General features: G+C 69.4%; 18 protein-coding genes. 9 read left to right on the forward strand and 9 right to left on the reverse strand.

The genetic code is table 11. From position 1 onward, the window contains the following. The first annotated feature begins 2 nt into the window (after positions 1 to 2). The 4 genes from DAT35_RS10950 (at position 3) to clpA (ending at position 4,344) form a co-directional block, all read left to right on the forward strand. Positions 3 to 443, forward strand: coding sequence for a hypothetical protein (locus DAT35_RS10950; protein ID WP_108066887.1), 441 nt, complete (start codon positions 3 to 5; stop codon positions 441 to 443). Between the two features lie 66 nt (positions 444 to 509). After that, positions 510 to 1,688 (forward strand): GNAT family N-acetyltransferase, encoded by a 1,179-nt coding sequence (locus DAT35_RS10955; RefSeq protein WP_108066888.1) that lies wholly within the window; start codon positions 510 to 512, stop codon positions 1,686 to 1,688. 9 nt (positions 1,689 to 1,697) lie between these two features. After that, positions 1,698 to 2,024, forward strand: a complete 327-nt coding sequence (locus DAT35_RS10960) for an ATP-dependent Clp protease adaptor ClpS (protein WP_108066889.1) — start codon at positions 1,698 to 1,700, stop codon at positions 2,022 to 2,024. A gap of 4 nt (positions 2,025 to 2,028) precedes the next feature. Continuing rightward, the gene (clpA, locus tag DAT35_RS10965) at positions 2,029 to 4,344 is read left to right on the forward strand and encodes an ATP-dependent Clp protease ATP-binding subunit ClpA (RefSeq protein WP_108066890.1); all 2,316 of its coding nucleotides are present in this window, start codon (positions 2,029 to 2,031) and stop codon (positions 4,342 to 4,344) included. An 83-nt stretch (positions 4,345 to 4,427) separates the two neighbouring features. Here the strand turns inward: clpA and DAT35_RS10970 are convergent, their stop codons facing one another. The 8 genes from DAT35_RS10970 to fabI form a co-directional block, all read right to left on the reverse strand. Then, entirely contained in the window at positions 4,428 to 5,996 is a 1,569-nt protein-coding gene (locus DAT35_RS10970; RefSeq protein ID WP_108066891.1) for a methyl-accepting chemotaxis protein, read from the reverse strand. An 85-nt stretch (positions 5,997 to 6,081) separates the two neighbouring features. After that, a complete protein-coding gene (locus DAT35_RS10975) occupies positions 6,082 to 7,143 on the reverse strand; it encodes a chemotaxis protein CheB (protein WP_108066892.1) in 1,062 nt (353 codons plus the stop codon). Continuing rightward, positions 7,140 to 9,302: a hybrid sensor histidine kinase/response regulator gene (locus DAT35_RS10980; protein ID WP_108066893.1), complete on the reverse strand. Its 2,163-nt coding sequence runs from the start codon at positions 9,300 to 9,302 to the stop codon at positions 7,140 to 7,142. Before DAT35_RS10980 ends, DAT35_RS10975 begins: the two co-directional genes overlap by 4 nt. Continuing rightward, entirely contained in the window at positions 9,292 to 9,837 is a 546-nt protein-coding gene (locus DAT35_RS10985; protein WP_108066894.1) for a chemotaxis protein CheW, read from the reverse strand. The genes DAT35_RS10980 and DAT35_RS10985 overlap by 11 nt, the downstream gene beginning before the upstream one ends. Next, on the reverse strand, positions 9,834 to 11,048 hold the full coding sequence (locus DAT35_RS10990) for a protein-glutamate O-methyltransferase CheR (RefSeq protein WP_108066895.1): 1,215 nt from the start codon (positions 11,046 to 11,048) through the stop codon (positions 9,834 to 9,836). Before DAT35_RS10990 ends, DAT35_RS10985 begins: the two co-directional genes overlap by 4 nt. Then, positions 11,045 to 11,911 (reverse strand): response regulator, encoded by an 867-nt coding sequence (locus tag DAT35_RS10995; RefSeq protein WP_108066896.1) that lies wholly within the window; start codon positions 11,909 to 11,911, stop codon positions 11,045 to 11,047. The genes DAT35_RS10990 and DAT35_RS10995 overlap by 4 nt, the downstream gene beginning before the upstream one ends. A 10-nt stretch (positions 11,912 to 11,921) precedes the next feature. Beyond that, positions 11,922 to 12,299 carry a response regulator gene (locus DAT35_RS11000; RefSeq protein WP_108066897.1) on the reverse strand — a complete coding sequence of 126 codons (378 nt, stop codon included), beginning with the start codon at positions 12,297 to 12,299 and terminating at the stop codon, positions 11,922 to 11,924. A gap of 147 nt (positions 12,300 to 12,446) precedes the next feature. Then, complete coding sequence (gene fabI, locus DAT35_RS11005) at positions 12,447 to 13,280, reverse strand: enoyl-ACP reductase FabI (protein WP_108066898.1); 834 nt, start codon at positions 13,278 to 13,280, stop codon at positions 12,447 to 12,449. Positions 13,281 to 13,534: 254 nt separating this feature from the next. On the opposite strand from fabI, the gene DAT35_RS11010 reads away from it, so the two are divergent. From DAT35_RS11010 to DAT35_RS11020, 3 genes are all read left to right on the forward strand, one after another. After that, complete coding sequence (locus tag DAT35_RS11010; protein WP_108066899.1) at positions 13,535 to 16,420, forward strand: 2-oxoglutarate dehydrogenase E1 component; 2,886 nt, start codon at positions 13,535 to 13,537, stop codon at positions 16,418 to 16,420. Then, a complete protein-coding gene (gene odhB, locus DAT35_RS11015; RefSeq protein WP_108066900.1) occupies positions 16,410 to 17,627 on the forward strand; it encodes a 2-oxoglutarate dehydrogenase complex dihydrolipoyllysine-residue succinyltransferase in 1,218 nt (405 codons plus the stop codon). The genes DAT35_RS11010 and odhB overlap by 11 nt, the downstream gene beginning before the upstream one ends. Positions 17,628 to 17,774: 147 nt before the next feature. Continuing rightward, complete coding sequence (locus tag DAT35_RS11020; protein WP_108066901.1) at positions 17,775 to 17,978, forward strand: cold-shock protein; 204 nt, start codon at positions 17,775 to 17,777, stop codon at positions 17,976 to 17,978. Between the two features lie 109 nt (positions 17,979 to 18,087). Here the strand turns inward: DAT35_RS11020 and DAT35_RS11025 are convergent, their stop codons facing one another. Beyond that, positions 18,088 to 20,304, reverse strand: coding sequence for a DPP IV N-terminal domain-containing protein (locus tag DAT35_RS11025; RefSeq protein WP_108066902.1), 2,217 nt, complete (start codon positions 20,302 to 20,304; stop codon positions 18,088 to 18,090). Positions 20,305 to 20,423: 119 nt separating this feature from the next. Between DAT35_RS11025 and DAT35_RS11030 the strand changes: the two genes are divergently transcribed. Further along, positions 20,424 to 21,188, forward strand: a complete 765-nt coding sequence (locus DAT35_RS11030) for a UPF0489 family protein (protein WP_108066903.1) — start codon at positions 20,424 to 20,426, stop codon at positions 21,186 to 21,188. 177 nt (positions 21,189 to 21,365) lie between these two features. Continuing rightward, positions 21,366 to 23,189 (forward strand): methyl-accepting chemotaxis protein, encoded by a 1,824-nt coding sequence (locus tag DAT35_RS11035; protein ID WP_108066904.1) that lies wholly within the window; start codon positions 21,366 to 21,368, stop codon positions 23,187 to 23,189. Positions 23,190 to 23,195 lie beyond the last annotated feature (6 nt).

Genomic DNA, 23,195 nt, shown 5'->3' on the forward strand with positions numbered 1-23,195 from the left:
CCATGGCCTTCCCTCCCCGGCTGGCGCACCTGGCCACGCGCTCGGTGGTGGCGGCGAAGCTGACGCCCACCTACGCGCGCGCCCACCACATCGACGAGAACGAGGCCGCCCAGCGTCTCTCCACCGCCCTCCAGGGGCGGCTGCTGACCTCGCTGCTGGAGGAGGCGTGGCTGGCCATGAGGGGCAAGTCCAAGCGGCTCACCGACGAGGGCCTGCTGGAGAAGGTGGCCACCACGTTGAGGGACAGGCCGATGCGTCCCGGACGGGTGGCGGAGCCGACCCCCGCGTGGAGCGCCTTCCTGGTGCTGTTGGACCTGGAGGCCGGGACCGCCAGCGAGGCCGCGCGCCGGGTGATGGAGTCGCCCGAGGGCCGGCAGCGCGCACAGGACGGCCTGGCCGAGGCGGGCCGCTTCCTCGCCGCCGAGCTCACCCGGGGCCGCTAGGCCGCTCCACCCCCCGCGAGCTGGCGAGCCCGGAGCCCGGCCGTTATAGGCTCCGGCCGCTCGACGATGTCCGACCCGCTGCCGCCTACTCTGCGCATCCACTGCGCCATCACCGAGGTTCCCCGGGGAGCCTGGGACGCGCTGCTCGACGACGCGGCCCGGCCCTTCGTGGAGTGGGCCTTCCTCGCGGCGTTGGAGGAGAGCGGCAGCGTGGGCCCCCATGTCGGCTGGCACCCCCGCCACCTCACCCTCTGGAGGGGCTCTCGGCTGGTGGCGGCGGCCCCCGCGTATCTCAAGGACGACAGCCACGGCGAGTTCGTCGCCGACGGCTCCTGGGCCACCGCCGCCGAGCGTCTGGGTGTGCGCTACTACCCGAAGCTGGTGCTGGCCGTGCCCTTCACCCCCGCCACCGGCCGCCGGTTGCTGGTGGCTCCGGGGGAGGACCGGCGGGCCCGGGAGGCGGAGCTCGCCCGCGCCGCCCTGGAGTTCGCCCACTCCGAGGGGCTCTCCAGCGTCCATGTCCTCTTTCCCACCGAGGACGAGGCCTCCACGCTGGAGTCCACCGGTTACGCGGTGCGTCTGGGAGTCCAGTATCAATGGCGCAACACCGGCTACGGCTCCCTCGAGGACTTCCTCGCCCGTTTCCATACCCACCGGCGCAACCAGCTCCGCCGGGAGCTGCGTGCCCCGGCGACCCAGGGCCTCACCCTCCGAACCCTCCGCGGCGAGGCGTTGGCCGGGGTAGACCCGAACGACCTCTACCGCCTCTATGCCTCCACGGTGGACAAGTACCCGTGGGGGCGGCGCTTCCTCACCCCGGACTTCTTCGCGCGGATGCTGACGGGCTTCCGCCACGCCTGCGAGGTGGTGGAGGCCCGCCGGGACGGCCAGCTCGTGGCCGGCGCCTTCAACCTGGTGGGCCCCCGGGTGCTCTATGGCCGCTACTGGGGCTGTGTGGAGGAGCACCCTTTCCTGCACTTCAACGTGTGCCTCTACCACCCGGTGGCCGAGGCCATCGCCCGAGGCCTGGAGCGCTTCGAGCCCGGCGCGGGCGGGGAGCACAAGCTCACGCGGGGTTTTGAACCGAGCCTCACCTGGAGCGCCCACTTGCTCTTCCACCCGGGGGTCGATCGAGCTGTACGCTCCTTCCTGGAGCACGAGCGGGCGGCCGTACTGGCTGGCCTGCCCCGGTGGCGGGCCGAAACAGGATTCAAGCGGGGGCCGTTGGTGCCCCCTACTGGTTAGAGGGAGACCATGTCCCGAGAGAAGTACGATCCGGATTCCAATGTCGTCACGGAGACGGTGCCGCAGAAGAAGCTCAAGCGGCCTACCCTCTACAAGGTGCTCCTGCACAACGACAACTACACGACTCGGGAGTTCGTGGTGGCCGTCCTGAAGGAGGTCTTCCACAAATCCGAGACGGACGCCGTGCAGATCATGCTGCACGTTCATTACAACGGTATCGGCGTGGCTGGCGTTTATACGTTCGAGGTCGCCGAGACGAAAATCAGGACCGTGGAGGCGGCGGCGCGGGAGAATGGCTTCCCGCTGCGCCTCTCGATGGAACCAGAGGAAGGTTGAGACCGTGGCGGGACCGCTGATTGCCAAGGCATTGCAGGACAGCTTCCGGACCGCGCTGGAAGAGGCGCGCCGGATGCGGCACGAATACCTGACGCTCGAGCACCTGCTGCTCGCGCTCACCAAGGACACCCGCACCCGGGAAGTGCTCAAGGGCTGCGGGGCCAACGTCAAACGCCTGCAGGAACGCCTGGAGGGCTTCCTGGAGGAGACGGTCGAGCGTCTGCCCGAGGGGGTGGAGGCCGAGCCGCAACAGACCATCGGCGTGGAGCGCGTGCTGCACCGCGCCGCCATGCACGCCCTGTCCGCCGAGCAGAAGTACATCGACGGCGGGGACATCCTCGTGGCGCTCTTCCGCGAGGAGGAGAGCCATGCCCTCTACGTGCTGCAGCAGGAGGGCCTCTCCCGGTTGGATCTCCTCAACTTCATCTCGCACGGCATCTCCAAGGATGGCGCCCCCTCCGAGGGCGGTGGCGAGTCCGAGGGCGCGCAGCGTGGCGCCGGCATGCCCGCGGGTGACGACGAGGAGGGTGAGGGAGGCCCGCGCAAGAGCCCCCTGGAGGCCTACACCACCAACCTCAACGAGGAAGCGAAGCTGGGCCGGATCGATCCGCTCATCGGGCGCGAGAAGGAGCTGGAGCGCACCATCCAGGTGCTCTGCCGGCGCCGGAAGAACAACCCGCTCTACGTGGGCGAGACGGGCGTGGGCAAGACGGCCATCGCCGAGGGCCTCGCGCTCCACATCCACGAGGGCAAGGTGCCCGAGGCGCTGAAGAACTCGGTCATCTTCTCGCTGGACATGGGCGCGCTGTTGGCGGGCACCAAGTTCCGCGGCCAGTTCGAGGAGCGCCTCAAGGGCGTGCTCAAGCAGCTCCAGGAGCACCCGGACGCCATCCTCTTCATCGACGAAATCCACACCATCGTCGGTGCGGGGGCCACCAGTGGCGGCTCCATGGACGCCTCCAACCTGCTCAAGCCCGCGCTGGCCAGCGGACGGCTGCGCTGCATCGGCTCGACGACGTACCAGGAGTTCAAGGCGTCCTTCGAGCGCGACCGCGCGCTGTCTCGCCGCTTCCAGAAGATTGAGGTGGGCGAGCCGAGCGTGGAGGACACCATCCTCATCCTCGAGGGCCTCAAGAGCCGCTACGAGGACCACCACGGGGTGAAGTACGTCACGGAGGCCATCCGGGCGGCGGCGGAGCTGAGCGCCAAGCACATCAACGACCGCTTCCTGCCGGACAAGGCCATCGACGTCATCGACGAGACGGGCGCGGCCGAGCGGCTCAAGCCCGAGGGCAAGCGCACCGGACAGGTGACGGTGGCGGACGTGGAGGCCGTCATCTCCAAGATGGCGCGCATTCCGGCCAAGAGCGTGTCCGCCAGCGAAGGCGTGCAGCTCAAGAACCTGGAGCCCGAGCTCAGGAAGGTCATCTTCGGCCAGGACTCGGCCATCAAGTCGGTGGTGGACGCCATCAAGCTGGCGCGCAGCGGCCTGCGCGCGCCGGAGAAGCCCATTGGCAGCTTCCTCTTCTCGGGCCCCACGGGCGTGGGCAAGACGGAGCTGGCCAAGCAGCTCGCCGTGGTGCTGGGCGTGGAGTTCCTGCGCTTCGACATGAGCGAGTACTCGGAGAAGCACACGGTGAGCCGGCTCATCGGCGCGCCTCCGGGCTACGTGGGCTTCGATCAGGGCGGCCTGCTCACCGACGCCATCCGCAAGCACCCCTACGCGGTGCTGGTGCTGGACGAGATCGAGAAGGCCCACCCGGACCTCTTCAACATCCTGCTCCAGGTGATGGACCACGCGACGTTGACGGACAACAACGGCCGCAAGGCGGACTTCCGCAACATCATCCTCATCCTCACCACCAACGCGGGTGCGCGGGAGATGAGCACCAAGTCCATCGGCTTCGGCGACAAGCTGGCCGTGGCGGACGGGACGCGTGCGAAGAAGGCCATCGAAACCACCTTCACGCCCGAGTTCCGCAACCGCCTGGACGGCTGGGTGCTCTTCTCCGGCCTGCCGCCCGAGGTCATCCTCAAGGTGGTGGACAAGGAAGTGGGCCTGCTCCAGAAGATGCTGGACGAGAAGCGCGTGAAGCTGGAGCTGACGCCGGCGGCGCGGGCGTGGCTGGCGGAGAACGGGTACGACCCGGCCTTCGGTGCGCGGCCCATGGCGCGGCTGGTGGACAACACGCTCAAGAAGCCGCTGGCCGAGGCGCTGCTCTTCGGCGAGCTGGCGAACGGCGGTGTGGCGCGCTTCGACGTCGAGGGCGAGGGCGTGAAGCTCAAGGCCCTGCCCACTCCGGAGCCCGCCCCGGCGTAACCCCGGCGGACGCTGGAAACGACAAGGGCCAGGTCGGAGGGTCTCCCCTCCCCTGGCCCTTCGTCTTTCCTACGAGTGGCGGACTACTGCACCCGGTAGGCCTTCACCGCGCTGCTGAGCTGGTCGGCGATGATCTGCAGCGTGGTGGCGGCCTCGCCCGTGGCACCGATGCGGGCGACGGTCTCGTCCATCATCTTGGACAGGTCGCTCACGGCGGTGGTGATCTGATTGATGCCCACGTTCTGCTGACCGACGGCGGCGGCGATCTGCCGCACCGCGGAGGCGTTGTCCTGGATGATGCCGGACAGCTCGCGCAGGTTCTTGCCGTAGGTGCGCACCTGCTCCAGGCCCGCCTCCATGCGCTGCGAGCCGCGCTCGGTGATGCGCACGGCCAGGGCCACCGAGTTGCCGATATCGTCCAGCAGCTCGCGCACGCGGTCCGTGGACTCGATGGACTGGTCGGCCAGGGCGCGGATTTCTCGGGCCACCACACCGAAGCCCTTGCCGTGCTCGCCCGAGCGCACCGCCTCGATGGCGGCGTTGAGCGCCAGCATGTTGGACTGGTCGGCCAGGTCCTTCACCGTCTGGGTGATGCTGCCGATCTGCTGGGTGCGCTCGCCGAGCTCGAGAATCTTCTGGGCGATCTCCTGCACCTGGGTGCGGATGTCGTTGAGACCGGTGAGCGTCTGCTCCAGGGCGGCCTCGCCGGCGCGGCTCAGCTCGTCGGCGCGCTCGGCCACGGAGAGCACCGAGTCGGCCTTCTGGGCGGCCAGGAGACTCGTCTGGCGGATCTCCTGGGCGGTGACCTGCGTCTCCTGGAGCGCGGAGGCCTGGCGGGAGACCGTCTGGGACTGCTCGGCGGCGGAGCTGTTGAGCTGCTCGGTGGAGGCGTTGAGGGCCTCGGCGGCCTGCTGGAGGTTCTGCGTCACCGCGCTCAGCCGTTCCACCATTTGAGCGAAGTAGCGGGCGAGCTGGCCCACCTCTCCGGTGGCCGACACCTGGATGGGACGGGTGAGGTCGCCGGACTCGACGATGTGGGCGGCCACGGAGGTGAGCTCGCGCAGCGGGCCCGCGATGGAGCGGCTGAGCAGCACCACGCCCGCGACACCCGCGGCGACGATGAGCAGGCCCAGCAGCATCATGTTGAGCCACAGCCGGCCCACCTGGGTACCGACGTTGTCGTGCTTCATGCCCACGTGCAGCACGCCGCGCATGCCGCCGGACAGGGGAGCGGCCACGTCGGCGACATCCACCTTCTTGCCGTCGATCGTCGTCTCCACCTGCTCCTGCACCTTCACGCGCTGGCCGTTGGTGAGCTCCCCGGGCTGCAGGCTGTTGGCGCTCAGCAGCGGCTGGGGGAACTCGCCGGCGAAGGTGTGGGCGAGCACGTTGTTGGCGCTGTCCACCACGTAGAGGTAGCCCACGCCGTCGGCGTCACGGAACGTGTCCAGCAGCGGCTGGAGCGAGGTGGCCCCGTCGGCCGAGGCGCGCTCGGCAGCCGCCGTGAAGCCGATGGCAATGGCCTTGCCCTCGCTCATGGTGCTGTCCATGAGGTTGCTTCGCAGCCGCTGGGCGGCGACCGCGGTGAGCAGGATCGCGATGGCGACACTGACGACCGCGGTGATGGTGACGAATTTGGGGCCGAGGCCCATCGATTGATTCGAGGCGTTGGGGCTCACGGAAGCTCCTCAGCGGAGTAGGTCGAGACCGGCATGACGGGCCGGCGCGCAAACGGGCTCAAACAACCCCCTCCGTACCGGGAGGGCGATTGGGCATGGGGCCGCGGCGGCAGCTCATGCGGATGATGTCGGGAATGGCGGACAGGGGCACTCCCCGGTCCGCCGCCTTCAGTTCGATGGCCACCCGGGGCATGCCGAAGACGACCGAGGAGGCCTCGTCCTGGGCGAAGGTGACGCCGCCAGCCTTGCGGATGTCCAGCAGTCCGCGTGCCCCGTCCTCGCCCATGCCGGTGAGGACGCCGCCACCCGCGCGGCTTCCATAGGTGCGAGCCAGCGAGGACAACAGCAGGTCTCCGGAGGGGCACGGTCCGCCGCGCGTGCGCGTCAGCCGCACCACCCCGTTGCCCTCCACCGTCAGGTCGTGCCCGTCCAGTGGGAAGTACACCCGGCCCGGCTCCAGCCTGTCGCCCTCGCGGCCGATGACGACCTTGAGGGACGTCACCTGGGACAGCCAGCGCACCATGCCCGGGGTGAAGCCCTCGGTGATGTGCTGGGCGATGACGATGGGCACGGGGAGATCCGCCGGCAGACGCGACAGCACGTCGGACAGCGCGGGAGGCCCACCCGTGGAAGCCGCCAGGCCGAAGATGTCCACCCGGGCGCCAGTGACGGGCGGCGGAGGAGAAGCGATGCGGATGCGCCGGGAGATGACCGGTACCTCGGCCATCAGACACACCGACTCGGCCAGCTGCCGGCCCCAGCGGCGCAGCTCCTCGCCACTGGTGACGGACGGCTTGCCGATGAGCTCCAGAGCTCCCGCGCTCATCGCCTGGAAGCACACCTCCAGGTTGCGCTGGTCCGCCACGGCGCTCACCACGAGGATGCGCGCCGGAGCCTCGGCCATGATGGCCGCCGGGCCGTCCAGGTCCGGCATCAACAGGTCCATGGTGATGACGTCCGGGCGCAGCAGGCGCGCCAACGTCACCGCCCGGCTCCCGGTATTGGCCCGCCCGACGACTTCGATACGGGGATCATCCGTCAGCAGGGAGCTGACGGCGTCCGCCATGGTGGGCGAGTCATCCACCACCAGAACTCGGATGGGGTCCTTCCCGCCACTCATTCGCGAGCCCCTCTCCGGCTCATCACATCCAGCACCTCGGTCAGCAGACGGCCCGCGGCGCACTCACGCTTGCTGAGGTAGCCATCCGCGCCCGCCGACAGGCCGCGTGCCCGAGCGCCCGCGCTGTCATTGGCGGAGACGAGGATGCACGGGATGTCCTTGGTATCTGGCTGCGCGCGGAGCTTCGCGATGAGCTCGGTGCCGTTCATCTCCTCCATCTCGAGGTCGCAGATGATCACGTCGTACTCCTCCGTCTGCAACCGCTCCAGGGCGCGGGCGCCACTGGCGGCCAGGTGCACGGTGAAACCACCGGCCTCCAGCATGGCGCGGTGCAGAGCGCGCGCGGTGAGCGAGTCGTCCACCACGAGTGCCCGGCGGCTCTGGGGCATGGACAGCGTCTGCGGAGCGGACTCAGTCACCACCCAGCCGGGGCGGAGGATGAGCAGCAGCTCGCCGCGGCTGAGGATGGCCGCGCCCTGGTAGGAGGGCACGTCCCGGACCTCGGCGGGCAGCGGGCGGATGACGAGGTCCCGGTCCCCCACCACCGCGTCCACCGCGAGCGCCAGGCGCTTGCCACCACTCTGGACGACGATGAGCGGCTGGCCCTCGGACGGAGGCGCCGAGGCGCGCAGGCCCAGGCGGGCGCCCAGGTCCGCCACCGGTACCAACTGGCCGTTGTAGTCCAGCTGCGTCTTCAGGCGGCCGATGCGCAGGTTGTCCTTGGTGGCCAGCTGGGTGGACTCCACCGCCAGCATGGGCAGACCCACCTGGGCGTCGATGGCGCGTACCGTGAGCACCGGCGAGCTGCCCAGCTCCATGGGCACGGTGAGGATGAAGCGCGTGCCGGAGCCCTTGGTGCTCACCACCTCGATGCGGCCCTGCATGGACTCGGCCGCGGCGCGCACCGCGTCCAGGCCCACGCCGCGTCCCGAGGTGTCGGTGACGTCCGAGCGGGTGCTGAACCCGGGGCGGAAGATGAGGTCGCGGATCTGCGTCTCGTGCATCCGCGCGCCCTCCTCCGCGGTGATGAGCCCCTTGCGCTCGGCGGACGCTCGCACCGCCACCACGTCGATGCCGCGCCCGTCGTCGCTCAGCTCCATGAAGAGGATGTTGCCCTGCTGCTCCACGCGCAGCGTGAGGGCGCCCTCGTGGTGCTTGCCGGCGCGTTCGCGCTCGTCCGGCATTTCGATGCCGTGGTCCACCGCGTTGCGCAGCAGGTGCACCATGGCGCCCTTGAGCTTATCCAGCAGCCGGCGGTCCAGCGACACCTCGGCGCCCACCACGGAGAGCCGGGCCTGCTTGCCCAGCTGGCGCGACAGGTCGCGCACCATGCGCTGCAGCGGCTCGAGGATGGTGCGCACCGGGCGCGTGGTGATGGACTTGAGGCCCTCCTCCAGGCTGTCGACGATGTCCGAGGCCTCGTGGCCGTCCGAGCGCACGCCAGCCGACACGGACGCCAGCGTCGCGCGGGCGCGGGCCGTGGGCGCCAGCAGTTCGCGCGCCGTCAGCAACTCCACCGCCTTGGAGATGTCACGAAGCCGGTCCTCCAGGCGCATACGGAACTCGCGCAGACGCTCCACCTCGCGCATCAGCGCCGTCACCTGGTGCGCGGCCACGCGCCAACCGGCATCTCCCGAGTCCTCGTCCGCCAGGGACATGGGCGCCTGGGACGGAGCGGGCTGGGAGGCGGCCGCGGAAGGCGCGGGCGCATGGGCATGAGCGGGTGCGGCCGACGCGGAGGAGGCCTCCTCCGGGGGCGGCGCATCCGCCACGAGCTGGGCCAGGGCGGCCGTCGGATCCGGCAGGGCCTCGCCGCGTCCCTCCGCGTGGGCCTGCGCACGGAGCAGGAACAGGTCCAACCCGTGCAGCAGCATGTCCACGATGGACCGCGGCATGGGCTTGATGTCCTTGCGCAGCGGCGCGAGGGCATCTTCCAGCTTGTGCGCGATGGAGCTCAGGTCCTGCAACCCGAGGCTGGCCGCACTGCCCTTGAGGGTGTGCAGGTGGCGCGCCAGGCGCGTGTACACCTTGGCCAACGCCTCGTTGTCGAGCCCCTCCCGCTCCAGCTCCAGCAGGTCCAGGGTGACCTTCTGACAGACTTCCTGCGCCTCGGACGAGAAACCCGCCACGAGGCTCTGCAGCATCGGGTCAACCGGCATTGCGTGCCCCGGCGCCGCGCGCGAAGAGGCGCGGCAGGTCAATGAGGTGGATGACTTGACGAGTGGTCGACAGGAGGACCTCGGTCACCGGGCCCTCGGCGTGGGTGCGCGCCGCCTCGACCGCCGCGGAGGGCAGGCTCAACGGACGCGGGATGGCCTCGCAGTCCAGGGCGCACAGCTCTCCATCGCCGCGGTCCACCACGAGCAGCACCGCGGGGTCCTGCCGCCAACCATGGCCACCCATCAGCGCGGCGAGGCTGAGCGCGGCGAGCACCGAGCCCTGGTAGCGCAGCACGCCGATGACGTGCGGCTGGGACAGGGGCACCGGCGTCACCAGGCGCAGCGGCAGCGCGGCGCGCAGCGACTCCAGGGGAATCGCGTACCGCTCCTCGCCCAGGGGGAACTCGGCCACCATGAGAACGGTCTCGTCGGCGGAGCCGTCGGACCGGCCACGCAGGCGCGTCGCGCGCTCCTCCAGGAGCGTACGGACCTCTTGATCCTGGACCTCCTCAGGGCCGCGGTGGGTGGATGTCATTCAATGGCCCCCAGAGTGAGGAAGGCGTCAGCGGACGCCCTGTAGAAGCGGGCCGGCAGTGGCTCGGGCCCCTCGATGATCTGATCCGGCGGAAGCCGGGCGGCAATGTCGCGCACGGTGTGCATGAGAGCGAAGGCAGCCTCGCGCGCCCCTGCGCGCTCACGCAGCAGGGCGAGCTCCAGCATGCCGGGGAGATAGTCCCGGAACTGTTGCAGCAGCTTCTCCAGGAGGGTGGCCGCGCCGGCCTCGTCACCGCCCTCGATGCGCTGAAGCGCCTCCGTGTGGAGGCCCACGGCTGTCGGAGCGGGAGGAGGCGGTGCGGGAGGTGGAGTCGCCGCGCGCACGGACATCTTGACGGACTCGGGCTCGCGGGCGACGGGCCTGGGCGGAGGCGTCAGCTCCTTGGGCGTCGGGCGGCGGAAGGCCTGCAGCTCCGGAGGCCCCACGCGCACCAGTCCGGCGGGCGGATGGTCCACCTCCACCGTACCCAGCAACAGGTGGCCGCCCGGCACGAGCGCTCGCGCCAGGTGGCCCAGCGCCACCTGCACCGCGTCCGGGGAGAAGTACGTCAGCACGTTGCGGCAGAAGATGACATCGAAGCTGCCGTAACTCTCCGGCAGCGGCTCCAGCAGGTTGCCCTGGGCAAAGCGGGTGACGGAGCGCACCGCGTCGAGGATGCTCACCCGGCTCTCGGCCACCTCTACATAGAGGGGATGCAGCAGCGGCCCGGCCTCGCGGCGGGACCAGTTGCCGTACAGGCCCCGGCGGGCGATCTCCAGGCGGCCCTCGTGCAGGTCGGTGCCGAGCACCTCCACGCGCACGCCCTTGGGCGCCGTGTTCAGCAGACACGCGGCGATGGAGTAGGTCTCCTCGCCCGAGGCGCACCCGGCGCTCCAGCCGCGCAGGGAGAGGCCGCCCCGGCGCAGCGCCGCGGGCACCGCCTCGTTGGCCAGGAAGCGGAACTGCTCCGGGTGGCGGAAGAAGTACGTCTCCCCCACCAGCACGGCGTCCAGCAGTGCGCGCGCCAGCGGCGTGCCGGGGCGCTGCAGCTCCGCCAGTAGCTCCATGGCGGAACGGCCTCGCGCCAACTCCGCGCGCACGACGCGGTCCACGGCCGTGGGCGAGATCGCCGTGTCACGGAAGCCCGTGCACGACGAGACGACCTCACGCGCCCGCGCGAGCACCTGCTGGGACTCCACCCCCGAGCTCATGCGCTCCGCTCCGCCTCCGCTGGCCGCAGCACGCCCACGGCCTCGCGCAGCAGTTCCTGCGTGGCGAAGGCCTTCGGATCGAAGATGGGCACCGAGCGCTCACCGGCCCGGAGCATGCCCATCAGGGTGTCCCGGAGCTGGCCGTGCTCGGAGCCACCCACCCGCTCGCGCCGCTCGATGTCCGAGGACTGGTACTCCTCGGGGTCCTGCACGGCGTCCACGCTCAGCGCCAGCTGCACGCTGTCGATCTCCAGGATGACGAGCTTGCGCTCCTCGACGGTCTCCCGGTGCTCGACCTCCAACCGGCGCGCCAGGTCCAGCACGCAGACCGGCTGGCCCCGCAGCTCGAAGAACTCGGAGATGTACCCCGGGCCCAGCGGCAGCTGACGCGTAGCGGGCTGAAGGATGACCTGACGCACGGCGTCCAGGGGGATGGCGAACTCCAACCCCCCCACCGTGAGCCGCAGCAGGGCCATGGAGCCCTGCCGCGCCCGGCGCCGGGCGTTGTCCAGCGCGTTCTCCACCGCGCTCAGCAGCTCATCGGCCCGGAAGGGCTTGGCCAGGAAGAGCTCCGCGCCCAGGGCCAGACAGGCCTCCGCCCGGCTCGCCTCCGAGGAGATGATGATGACGGGGATGCCAGCGGTGGCGGGGTCCGCCTTGAGCCGCTTGAGCACCTCGTCGCCGTCCATCTCCGGCATGGAGAGGTCCAGGAGGATGGCGGCCGGTTGGACGCGGGCCACCTTCTCGAGCGCCTCCTTGCCATTGCTCGCGGTGTTCAGCGCGTAATGGCCGGAGAGGATCGCTCGCTCGAGCGCGAGGATGGCATCACTGTCATCGACGAGGAGCAGGGACGGGAGGCTCACGGCTCGGCTCTCAGTTCTGGGCCAGGAACTTGCGCACGGTCTCTGTCAGGTCGTGATGAGAGACCGGCTTGTTGATGAAGGCATTGGCACCGGCTTCCACGCCTCGCTGACGCAGGTCTCCGCCGCGCTCACCCGTGAGAAGGATGACCGGGACGTCGCGCACCTGAGCCAGTGGGCTCGCGCGAACCTGCTTCACGAAGGTGATGCCGTCCATGCCAGGCATGTTGATGTCCGCGATGACCAGCTTCACCGGCACAAGCCGGAGTAGCTGCAACGCGCGCGTCGCATCCTCTGCCTCGACGAACCCCATCTTCAGGTTCATGAGGTAGATCTTCAGGATGTTACGTACGGTCGGGCTGTCATCCACGAGGAGGATGTTGGCGCTCAAACCCAGGGCTCCTCCCGGGGCTCGAAGTTCGGGACCCGGGTGAAGGAAACAAAGAGACTGTAGCGTGACCTCGCCATCCAGCAAAAGCCGGGGCGATCAAAACCTGGATGCCAGAGGGACGAGCGGGCTCGTCCCCCCGTGAAGCGATCAGCCAACCGAGGTGGGGGAGCCGGCCTCGCCGCCCCCCTCCTTGTCCTGGTTGGGGTCGACCGGAGGGGCACCGATGGCGTGGTAGCCGCCGTCCACGTGAACCATTTCGCCCGTGGTGGAAGGCAGCCAGTCCGAGAGGAGAGCGCACGCGCTGCGGGCCACCATGTCGTGGCTGGTGCGGGCATCCCACCCCAGGGGGGCCTGGGTCCCCCACCCCTTCTCCAGGGACTTGAAGCCAGGAATGCCCTTGGCCGCAATGGTGGCCAGCGGGCCGGCGGCCAGAGCGTTGACTCGGATACCCTTGGGGCCCAGGTCCCGGGCGAGGTAGCGCACGGTGGCCTCCAGGGCCGCCTTGCACACGCCCATCCAGTCATAGATGGGCCAGGCCACCCGGTTGTCGAAGTCCAGCGTGACGATGGAGCCGCCCTGGGTCATCAGCGGCATTACCGCCACGGCCAGCTCCTTGAGGGAGAAGGTCGAGATGCGGAACGCCGTCTGGGCACTCTCCCAGGGGGTGTTGAGGAAGTTGCCGCCCAGCGCATCCTCGGGGGCGAAGGCGATGGAGTGCAGCACCCCATCCACCCGGCCCCAGCGCTGGCGCAGCGCCTCGGTGAGGGCGGGGAAGTGGGCGGAGTTGGTGACGTCCAGTTCCAGCACCTCGGTGCCCGCCTTGAGGCGCTTCGCGCTGCGCTCCGTGAGCGAGCGCGCCCGGCCAAACCCGGTGAGGAGGATGTCCGCCCCCTGCTCCAGCGCGTGCTCGGCCACGCCGTAGGCGAGCGACTGGGGGGTGAGCACTCCGGTAATGAGGAGCTTCTTGCCCTGCAGCAGCATGCACAGGCCTTTCTGGCTAAAGAGATTGGGAAGACCCGGGGGTTTATCACTCCCGGAGGCCCGGGTAAGCCAGGAACACGCCCGAGCCCCACGTCCCGCTCGGGGCCGGACGGCGGATGAAGTTGCGCTCACGTGGCGCATGAATCCTGCTGCTCACCCTGACCAAAAGGGCTGCGAAGCGGGGCGCGCTTGATCAACAAATTGTGCCGAAAACCCCCCAATGGGGCGGCCTTCCCAGTAAAAGACAGCACGCCATGGCGAATTTCCAGGACTCGTACCTCTCCGGCGGAAACATCGACTTCATCGAGGGGCTCTACGCTCGCTATCTCGAGGATCCGTCCAGTGTGGACCCGAGCTGGCGCGAGTTGTTCGAGCGGAACGACGGCGCCGGCCGTCCCATCTTCAACCGTACCCTCATCGAGCCGCCTGCCCCCGTAGTGCCGGGCAAGGAGGCCAAGGAGGGCAAGGGCACCAAGACCGCCGCCGCAGTGGCGCTGGCCCCCCAGACGGCCCCCACGGTCGCCTTCGAGCAGGACATGAAGCTGCAGGCCCGGGTGGACCAGACCATCTCGGCCTTCCGCCTGCGCGGCCACCTGCGCGCGAAGCTGGATCCGCTCGGCCGCCCCCGCACGGCCCTGGACCACGTGGCCGACGTGGGCATGGTGGATGAGAAGCACTTCTCCGCCACCGAGCTGGAGCAGTTGGTGGAGAGCTCCAACGTCTTCCCCGAGGCCCGGGTGAAGCTCAAGGACCTGCTCGGCCGGCTGCGCCGCACGTACACCGGCTCCATCGGCGTCGAGTTCATGCAGATGCTCGACAGCGAGCGGCGGCGCTGGCTGATGCGGCGCATGGAGTACGCCGAGAACCGCACGGAGCTCTCCGCGGACGAGCAGCGCCACATCCTCACCAAGCTGTCCTACGCCGAGGGCTTCGAGAACTTCCTGCACACCAAGTTCATCGGCGCCAAGCGCTTCGCGCTCGATGGCGGCGAGGCCCTGGTGCCCATGCTGGACGCCATGCTCGAGGTGGGCTCGGGCATGGGGCTCAAGGAGGTCGTCATCGGCATGGCCCACCGCGGCCGCCTCAACGTGCTGACGAACATCCTGGGCAAGAAGCCGGATCAGATCTTCAGCGAGTTCGAGGGCCCGCAGGATCCCAAGCAGCACATGGGCCGCGGCGACGTGAAGTACCACATGGGCTTCAGCTCGGACCACGCCACGCGCTCCGGGCAGAGCGTCCACCTGTCGCTGGCCTTCAACCCCAGCCACCTGGAGGCGGTGGACCCGGTCGTCGAGGGCCGCGTGCGCGCCAAGCAGGATCGCAGCGGGGACACCGAGCGCACCAAGGTGATGCCGCTGCTCATCCACGGTGACGCGGCCTTCATCGGCCAGGGCGTCATCTCCGAGACGCTCAACCTGGCGGGGCTCGAGGGCTACAAGACGGGCGGCACCCTGCACATCGTCATCAACAACCAGGTGGGCTTCACCACCGACCCGCAGGACTCGCGCAGCTCCATCTACTCCACGGCGCTCGCGCAGATGCTGGACGTGCCCGTCTTCCACGTGAACGGGGATGACCCCGAGGCCTGCATCCACGTGGCCCGCCTGGTCGCCGAGTACCGGCAGACCTTCAAGAGCGACGTCGTCGTCGACCTGGTGTGCTACCGCCGCTACGGCCACAACGAGGGCGATGACCCCTCGTTCACCCAGCCGGAGATGTACGAGATCATCCGCAAGCACCCCACCGTGCGCACGCTCTACGCGCAGCAGCTGGCGGAGAAGAGCCGCATCCCCGCGGAGGAGTCCGAGGCGCTCAAGCAGCGCTGCCTGCAGGAGTTCGACGCGGCGCTCACCCGCGCCCGCGCGCAGAGCCAGTTCAAGGAGCCGAGCGCCCTGGAAGGCCTGTGGAAGCCCTACAAGGGCGGCCTGCACAAGAGCGCCCCGCAGGCGTCCACGGCCGTGGACAAGGAGACGCTGCGCGGCGCCCTGAAGAAGCTGTCCGAGGTGCCCGAGGGCTTCAACGTCCACCGCGACGTGGAGCGCACGGTGCTCAAGAAGCGCCAGGGCATGCTGCAGACCGAGGAGCTGCAGTGGAGCGAGGGCGAGTCGCTCGCCTACGGCACGCTGCTCTCCGAGGGCTACACCATCCGCCTCAGCGGCCAGGACAGCGAGCGCGGCACCTTCAGCCACCGCCACGCCGTGCTGCACGACGTGAAGACGGGCGACAAGTTCGTGCCGCTGCGACAGTTCCCCACCGGCAGGGCCCGCTTCGACGTCTTCAACAGCCCCCTGTCCGAGATGGGCGTGCTCGGCTTCGAGTACGGCTACAGCCTCGACGTGCCGGATGGCCTCATCCTCTGGGAGGCCCAGTTCGGTGACTTCGCCAACGGCGCTCAAATCATCATCGACCAGTTCATCGCCGCGGCGGAGACCAAGTGGCGGCGGCTCAGCGGCCTCACGCTGCTCCTGCCCCACGGCTACGAGGGCCAGGGCCCCGAGCACTCCAGCGCCCGTCTGGAGCGCTTCCTCAGCCTGAGCGCCGAGGACAACATCCAGGTCACCTACCCCACCACGCCCGCGCAAATCTTCCACCTGCTGCGCCGTCAGGTGCTGCGCCCGCTGCGCAAGCCGCTGGTCATCATGTCGCCCAAGAGCCTGCTGCGCCGCCCCGAGGCGACGAGCAAGCTGGACGAGCTGGCCTCCGGCACCTTCCAGGAGGTCATCCCGGACAAGGTGGACCCGGCCGGCGTCACGCGCCTGCTGCTGTGCTCCGGCAAGGTGTACTACGACCTGGTCAAGGCCCGGGACGAGCGCAAGGACTCCTCCGTCGCCATCGTGCGCGTGGAGCAGCTCTACCCGTTCCCCTTCGACGAGCTGGCAGGCCTCGTCGCGAAGATGCCCAAGCTCGCCGAGCTCTTCTGGGTGCAAGAGGAGCCCCGGAACTCGGGCGCCTGGCACTTCGTCTTCCCCCGCCTGCACGACCTGGCCGCGGCTCGCGGTCAGGGCGGCGCACTGAAGCTGGGCTACATCGGGCGCGCGGAAGCCGCCAGCCCCGCCACCGGCTTCCCCCAGACGCACAACCTGGAGCAGCAGCTCATCGTCGAGGAAGCCATCCTCCGAGGAACCAAGAATGGCCGTTGAACTGAAAGTCCCGCCCCTGGGCGAGTCCATCACTGAAGCCGTCGTCGGGAAGTGGAACAAGAAGAAGGGCGAGTCGGTGTCCGCCGACGAGCCCCTCGTCGTCCTGGAGACCGACAAGGTCACCATCGACGTGCCCGCTCCCGCCGCCGGCGCCCTGAGCACCATCTCCTTCAACGAGGGCGACAAGGTGCGCGTGGGCGACGTGCTGGGCACCATCGAGGCCGGTGCCGCCGGTGCCACCGCCACTGCTCCGCAGACCCCCGCGGCCGCTCCCGCCGCGCCTGCCGCCTCCGCTCCCGCCGCCGCCGCGTCCGACGTCCGCATCACGCCCACCGCCAAGAAGATCGTCGAGGAGAACAAGCTCGACGTGAGCCAGCTCAAGGGCAGCGGCGCCGGCGGACGCATCACCAAGGAGGACGCGCTCGGCCAGCTCAACCGCCCCGCCGAGGCTCCCGCCCAGCGTGCTCCGGCTCCGGCCCCCGCTCCCTCCGGCCCGCGCCCGCGCGCCGACCGCGAGGAGCGCGTGAAGATGACGCCGCTGCGCCGCCGCGTCGCCGAGCGCCTGCTCCAGGCCCAGTCCACCGCCGCCATCCTCACCACCTTCAACGAGGTGGACATGGGCGCGGTGATGGACCTGCGCAAGCAGCACAACGAGAAGTTCCAGGCCCGCCACGGCGTGAAGCTCGGCTTCATGAGCTTCTTCGTCCGCGCCGCCGTCGAGGCCCTCAAGGCCTTCCCCCAGGTCAACGCGGAGATCGACGGCGAGGACGTCATCTTCAAGCGCTACTACGACATCGGCGTGGCGGTGAGCGGCTCGCGCGGCCTCGTGGTGCCCGTCGTGCGTGACGCCGACACCCTGTCGCTCGCCGACCTGGAGAAGAAGATCGGCGACTACGGCGTGCGCGCCCGCAACGACAAGCTCACGCTCGCGGAGCTCCAGGGCGGCACCTTCACCATCTCCAACGGCGGCATCTTCGGCTCGATGCTCTCCACCCCCATCCTCAACCCGCCCCAGACGGGCATCCTGGGGATGCACAACATCGTGGACCGCCCCGTGGCCCGCAACGGCCAGGTCGTCATCCGGCCCATCATGTACCTGGCCCTCTCCTATGATCACCGCCTCATCGACGGGCGCGAGGCCGTTCAGTTCCTCGTGCGCGTCAAGGAGTGCATCGAGGACCCCACTCGGCTGCTGCTGGAAATTTGAAATCAGGACAGACGAGACCAATCAGGAAAAACAGGGCAGCCGACTAGACAGGTGCTCGGCTGCCCGCCTACAACTTCACTTGTCACCCGACGGACGGGGGACGGGAGAACGAGTCGGCCAGCGGCCGGCTCCTGACAAGGAAGCACAATGGCAACCGGTACCGTGAAGTGGTTCAACGATGCGAAGGGCTTCGGATTCATCGTGCAGGACGGGGGTGGCGAGGACGTGTTCTGCCACCACACCGCCATCAACATGGACGGATTCCGGACCCTGGCCGAGGGGCAGAAGGTGGAGTTCGAGCTGGCTCGCGGACCCAAGGGCCTGCAGGCGCAGAACGTGCGCGCCGTCTGATGTCCTGAGCCACTGCGTCACGGTAGTGGCCTGAAGAAAAGGCCCGGCGCCTCGAGAGGAGCCGGGCCTTTCCATTTGCGGGCGAGCGCGCCCGGGACTCCGTCCGCCGCTACTTCGTCAGGTGCCGCTTGAAGTGGTTCATCACCCATTCGTACTGGCGCTGGGTGACGAGCGGATCCGGCACCATGTGCGTGAGGCCGCTGAGGGGCAGCAGCTCATGGTACTTGCCGGCACGGAAGAGCGCGTCGGAGAGCTTGAGCGTGTGGAAGAAGTAGACGTTGTCGTCCGCGGTGCCGTGAATGAGGAGCAGCGGGGAGATGGGCTTGCTCGTGTCGCGGGCGTAGGTGAGCACCGAGCTCTTCTGGTAGGCGTCGGGGTGCTCCTGGGGCAGGCCGAGGTAGCGCTCGGTGTAGTGGGTGTCGTAGTCGAGCCAGTCCACCACGGGGGCCCCGGCCACGGCCGCCTTGAAGACGTCGGGACGCTTGAGAGCAGCGAGCGCGGACATGTAGCCACCGAAGCTCCAGCCTTCGATTCCCACGCGCTGCAGGTCCACCTCGGGCACCACGGCGGCGAGCGCCTGGATGGCGGCGGCCTGGTCCTCGAGCGTCACGCCGGAGAAGTCTCCGCGCACCTCGCGCTGCCACTTCGCGCCGCGCAGCGGGGTGCCCCGGCCATCGAAGCGGGCGATGAGGAAGCCCTGGTCCGCCATCCACTGCGACAGCAGGTGGGCGGCCATGGACTTGTGCACGACGGTGACGGTGGGGCCCGCGTACACCTCGACGATGACGGGCAGCTTCTGGCCGGGCTTCGCGTTGCGCGGGCGCACCAGCGAGGACTGGAACTTCAGCGGGCCCACCTCGCGGTACTCGACGATGGGGGTGAAGCTCGGCTCCACCGCTACCGAGGGCAGCTCTCCCACTCGGGAGCCATCCGCCCGCGCCACGTAGGTGCGCGGCATCGACTTGGGACTCGAGTGGGTGATGACGAGCAGGTTGCCCGACTTGGAGACGGCGCCGCCCTCGGCGGCCTCACCGGTGGTCCCGGGGCGCACCTGCTCCGGGGCTCCACCGTCCTTCGCGCGCCACAGGTAGCTCTCCGTGGGGTTGGGGCCGCCCACGAAGTAGAGCGTGCGGTCCTTCTCCACGTAGCGGGCGAAGTTGCGGAAGCCCGCCTCCGGCTTCACCAGCGAGCGCGCGAGGCTTCCATCCGGGTTGCGCAGCTCCACCTCGGGGCCGCCATTGCGCTCGGTGTACCAGAGGAAGCCACTGCCATCCTCCAGCCACTGCGGGAAGGTCTGCTCCAGCTCGAGCCAGGCGTCGTCCTTCTCACCGAGCAGCTCGCGCGTCTTGCCGCTGACCGCGTCCACCGCGAGCAGCTTCTCCTCCGTCTGCGTGCGGTTCTGCACGAGGAGCGTCAGGGGGCCCTTCTTCTGCCACACCACGGTGGCCAGGTACGGGTACTTCTCCGCGTCCCACTGCACCCAGACCGTCTTGCCGCCCGTGACGGGGGTGATGCCCAGGCGCACCTTCGCGTTGGACTTGCCCGGGCGCGGATAGGAGTAGTCCTCGGCACCGTGCTCGGGGTGCATCACGTCGATGATGGAGAGCTTCTCCACGCCCGAGGTGTCCGACTCGGTGTAGGCGATGGACTTCGCGTCCGGGCTCCACCACCAGCCACTGAAGCGGCTCATCTCCTCCTGGGCGACGAACTCGGCCAGGCCGTGCGTCTTCGCCGCGGTGCCGCCACTGGTGACGCGCGTCTCCTTGTTGGAGGCCAGGTCGATGCGGAACACGTCGTTGTCCCGCACGTAGGCCACCTGCTTGCCGTCGGGCGAGAAGCGCGGATCGATGACGCCCTCGCCCGTCTTCAGCTCGGTCGACTTCCCGCTCGCGCGCTCGACGAGGTAGAGCTTGCCGGAGAGCGGCACCAGGATGCGCTCCCCATCCTCGGAGAGCTGGTACGAGGTGAAGCCCCTGGCGCTCACGCGCATGCGCTCGCGGCGGGCCTTCTCCTCGGGGGAGAGCGTCTCCTCGGCGCCCTTGAGGATGGCCTCGGGAGTGAGCACCTCCTTCGCCTCACCCGTCGCCACGTCGAAGGCGAAGAGGGTCTGGATGGGCGCGCGCGGCTGGCCGCGCAGGAAGAGGACGGTCTTCTCGTCGGGGGTGATCTTCGGATTGACGGGACGTCCGCTCATGAAGCGGCGCGTCTCCGCATAGTCCTTCAGGAAGGCATCTTGCGAGGCGGAGGACATGGGCTTTGCGGGGGGCTGCTGGGCGAGGACGGGAGCGCTCGAGACAAGGAGCGCGGCGGCGAGCAGGATGCGCATGCGTGGCTGGCGCCCGGAGGCCGGGCGTTCCCTCCTTTTGAGGTAGGAAGCGCGCGCAGCCTACACTCCCAGCGGCGCGCGGCCCGCAAAGAGCCTCGCGAGGATGGTTATTCCCAGTGATGGACGATTCCCAGAGACACCTGCGACTGGCGGGAGTCATCCGGCTGACGCTCGGCGGCGGGCGGGGGCCGAAGGACGCGTACGTGTTCGACCCGCACCGGCTGGCGCTTCCCTCGTGGGCGTGCGCGCTGGAGGATGGACCCGCGGCGCTGCTCGTGACACTCGACCGGCACCTGGACCTGGTGGTGCCGGCAGCGCCGGGAGCCGTGCCGGATCGCTCGGCGGGGCTGAGGGCCCTGGACGAGCACGCGCGGTGGGCGCTGGACGTGCGCAACTACGATCACGTGCTCGCGGCGATGGAGGCGGGGCTGGTGGGCGACGCGCTGGTGCTGGCACGGGCCCGGCCCAAGGGGACGTACGCCGGGGACGTGTACGTGGACTCGCGGGGACGCTCGCACCGCCTGGTCGTGGTGCCCACGGTGGACCGGGCGGCCGAGGCATACAACGCGCCCGCGCCAGGCGACACGGTGCGTGAAGTGCTCGAGGCCGCCGAGCGGGTGCTGCTGGATGTGGACCTGGACTGCTTCACCAGCCTGAGCGACGCGGACCCGACGACGGTGCTGCCCTGGCCCCGGAGTGTCATCCGGGAGTACCTGCTGCCACCCGGCTCGGAGACCTTCTGGGAGGCGGTGCTCGACCGGTGCGTCGCGCTGACGCTCGCTCGGGAGCCGCATCACTGCGGAGGGCTCCTGGCCTCCGGCGAGCTCTTCCAAGACGTGGCGGAGGTGCTCTTCCGGGAACTGCTGCGGACCGAGCCCCCCTGACATGGCGGAGAACGGCTCCGGGGGTTTTCCCTTTCCCAGGGTTTTCCTCTATTTGAAGACGCGCCGGGCACACCGCGTTAGCATTCCGGCCGATCGGGAAGCATCCAGGCAGACACCGCGGCTTCTTCCCGCGTTCCCCCACCCGACCCTCTCCCTCTGGGAGAATGGCCACGCCTCATGAACGGCTCGCCCCCGCAGACGGTCATTCCTCCACAGCTCCTCCGCCGAGTCCTGCTCGTCGTGATGGCGTGGCTCGCCCCCACCGCGCCCTTCGCCGTCTCCCTCGTCGGGTTGTCGCTCGGGTTGTCGGTCTGGGACATCCTCTGGAGCCTGCTCTACCTGCTCCCGCCCGTCTTCCTGCTCGCGGGCGTGGGCCTGCCCCTGGTGGGCAACGCCCTGCTGCTCCGCGAAGGCTTCCGCGCGCGCCCCGAGGAGCCACCGCAGGAGCGCCTCGCCCGCCTGCAGATGCTGCCCTGGAAGCTCTCGCTCGTGAGCACCCTGGTGGCCTATCTGGTGGGAGGCGCCCTCTTCTCCCTCCCCCTCGTCATCCGGTTCAACAAGAGCCTCCTGATGATGGGGCTCGGGCTGCTCGTCGCCGCCATGATCGGCCAGGTGCTGTCCCTGCCCGTGGGCATCCAGCTCGAAAAGTTGTTGATGCCCTTCGTGCTCGAGGAGCGCAACCGCCTGCGAGTGCGCGCCAGTGGCAAGGGCCTCTTCTGGCCACGGCAGCGCTGGTACCTGCCCGCGGCGTGTGCCGTCACCCTGACGAGCATCCTGCTCATCTGCGGGCTCGTTTTCGTCCTCCAGACGCTCGAGCTGCGCGACGCCCAGACGCGCGCCCTCCTCGCGGACCCCAGCCTTCCCCAGGACCAGGCCCAGTTGATCGCGGACAGGCTGCGGGCCTACAGCAACACCCTGCTCTCGTGCCTGGGTCCTCCCCTGCTGCTCCTGGGGGCGTTCGTCCTGGTGGTGCCCTCGCTCTCCGCCTGGATGATGGCGCGCCGGCACGTCCGGGCAACCGCGGCGCTCCAGGAGGCCATCGCGGGACTGGCCAACGGCACGCCCATGGCTCCGGCCTGGGCCTCCTCCGATGAGCTGGGGGACCTCGCGGCGGACATGGTCACGGCCCTGGAGCACCTCCAGGAGATTCCCACCCGCCTCCAGGCCTCGGCCAGCCTGCTGCTGTCCGCGAGCACGGCGCTCGGCTCCGCCAGCCACCAGCAGCGCCAGCGCATCACCGAGCAGGCCTCCATGCTCCAGGAGGCCCAGCTCACATCGGAGGAGATCCGCACCACCTCCGACCTGGCGTCCCACAAGGCCGAGAGCGTGCTCAGCGTGGCCGGCCATGCGGAGAAGCTCGGACAGTACGGCGAGGAGTCCATCGAGCGGACCCTCACGGGGCTCAACACCATCGGCGACTTCGTGGACGGCATCCGCGGCAAGGTGATGCGGTTGCAGGAGAGCGCCACGCAGATCGCCAACATCGCCGTCACGGTGAAGGACCTGGCCGACCAGTCGCACCTGCTGGCGCTCAATGCCTCCATCGAGGCCGCACGCGCGGGCGATCAGGGCGCGGGCTTCGCCGTGGTCGCCAGTGAGATCCGCAAGCTGGCCGATCAATCCATCCGGGAGACGGCCCTCATCCGCAAGAGCCTGCTGGACATCGGCACCGCCATCCGGGACGTGGTCTCCATGAGCGAGCAGGGCGCCCGGCAGGTCGAGGGCGGTCTGGAGATGGTGAAGTCCTCGGGCAACAACCTGCGCGAGATGTCGCTCATCATCCAGGAGAACGCGGCGGCGGTGCGGCAGATCACCGTCGCGGTGAACCAGCAGAACACGGGCATCTCGCACATCTTCAACGCCATCGCCCATATCTCGGCGGGCATGGACGAGACGATGAAGCGTCTGGACACGACGCTCCAGGCCACCGAGACGCTCCAGGCCGTCACGCGCGAGGTGACGGAGATCGCCCGCCGCTACCAACTCAACCGCAAGGAGTAGTAGGAC

This window comes from Vitiosangium sp. GDMCC 1.1324, assembly GCF_003044305.1.
Taxonomy (GTDB): domain Bacteria; phylum Myxococcota; class Myxococcia; order Myxococcales; family Myxococcaceae; genus Archangium.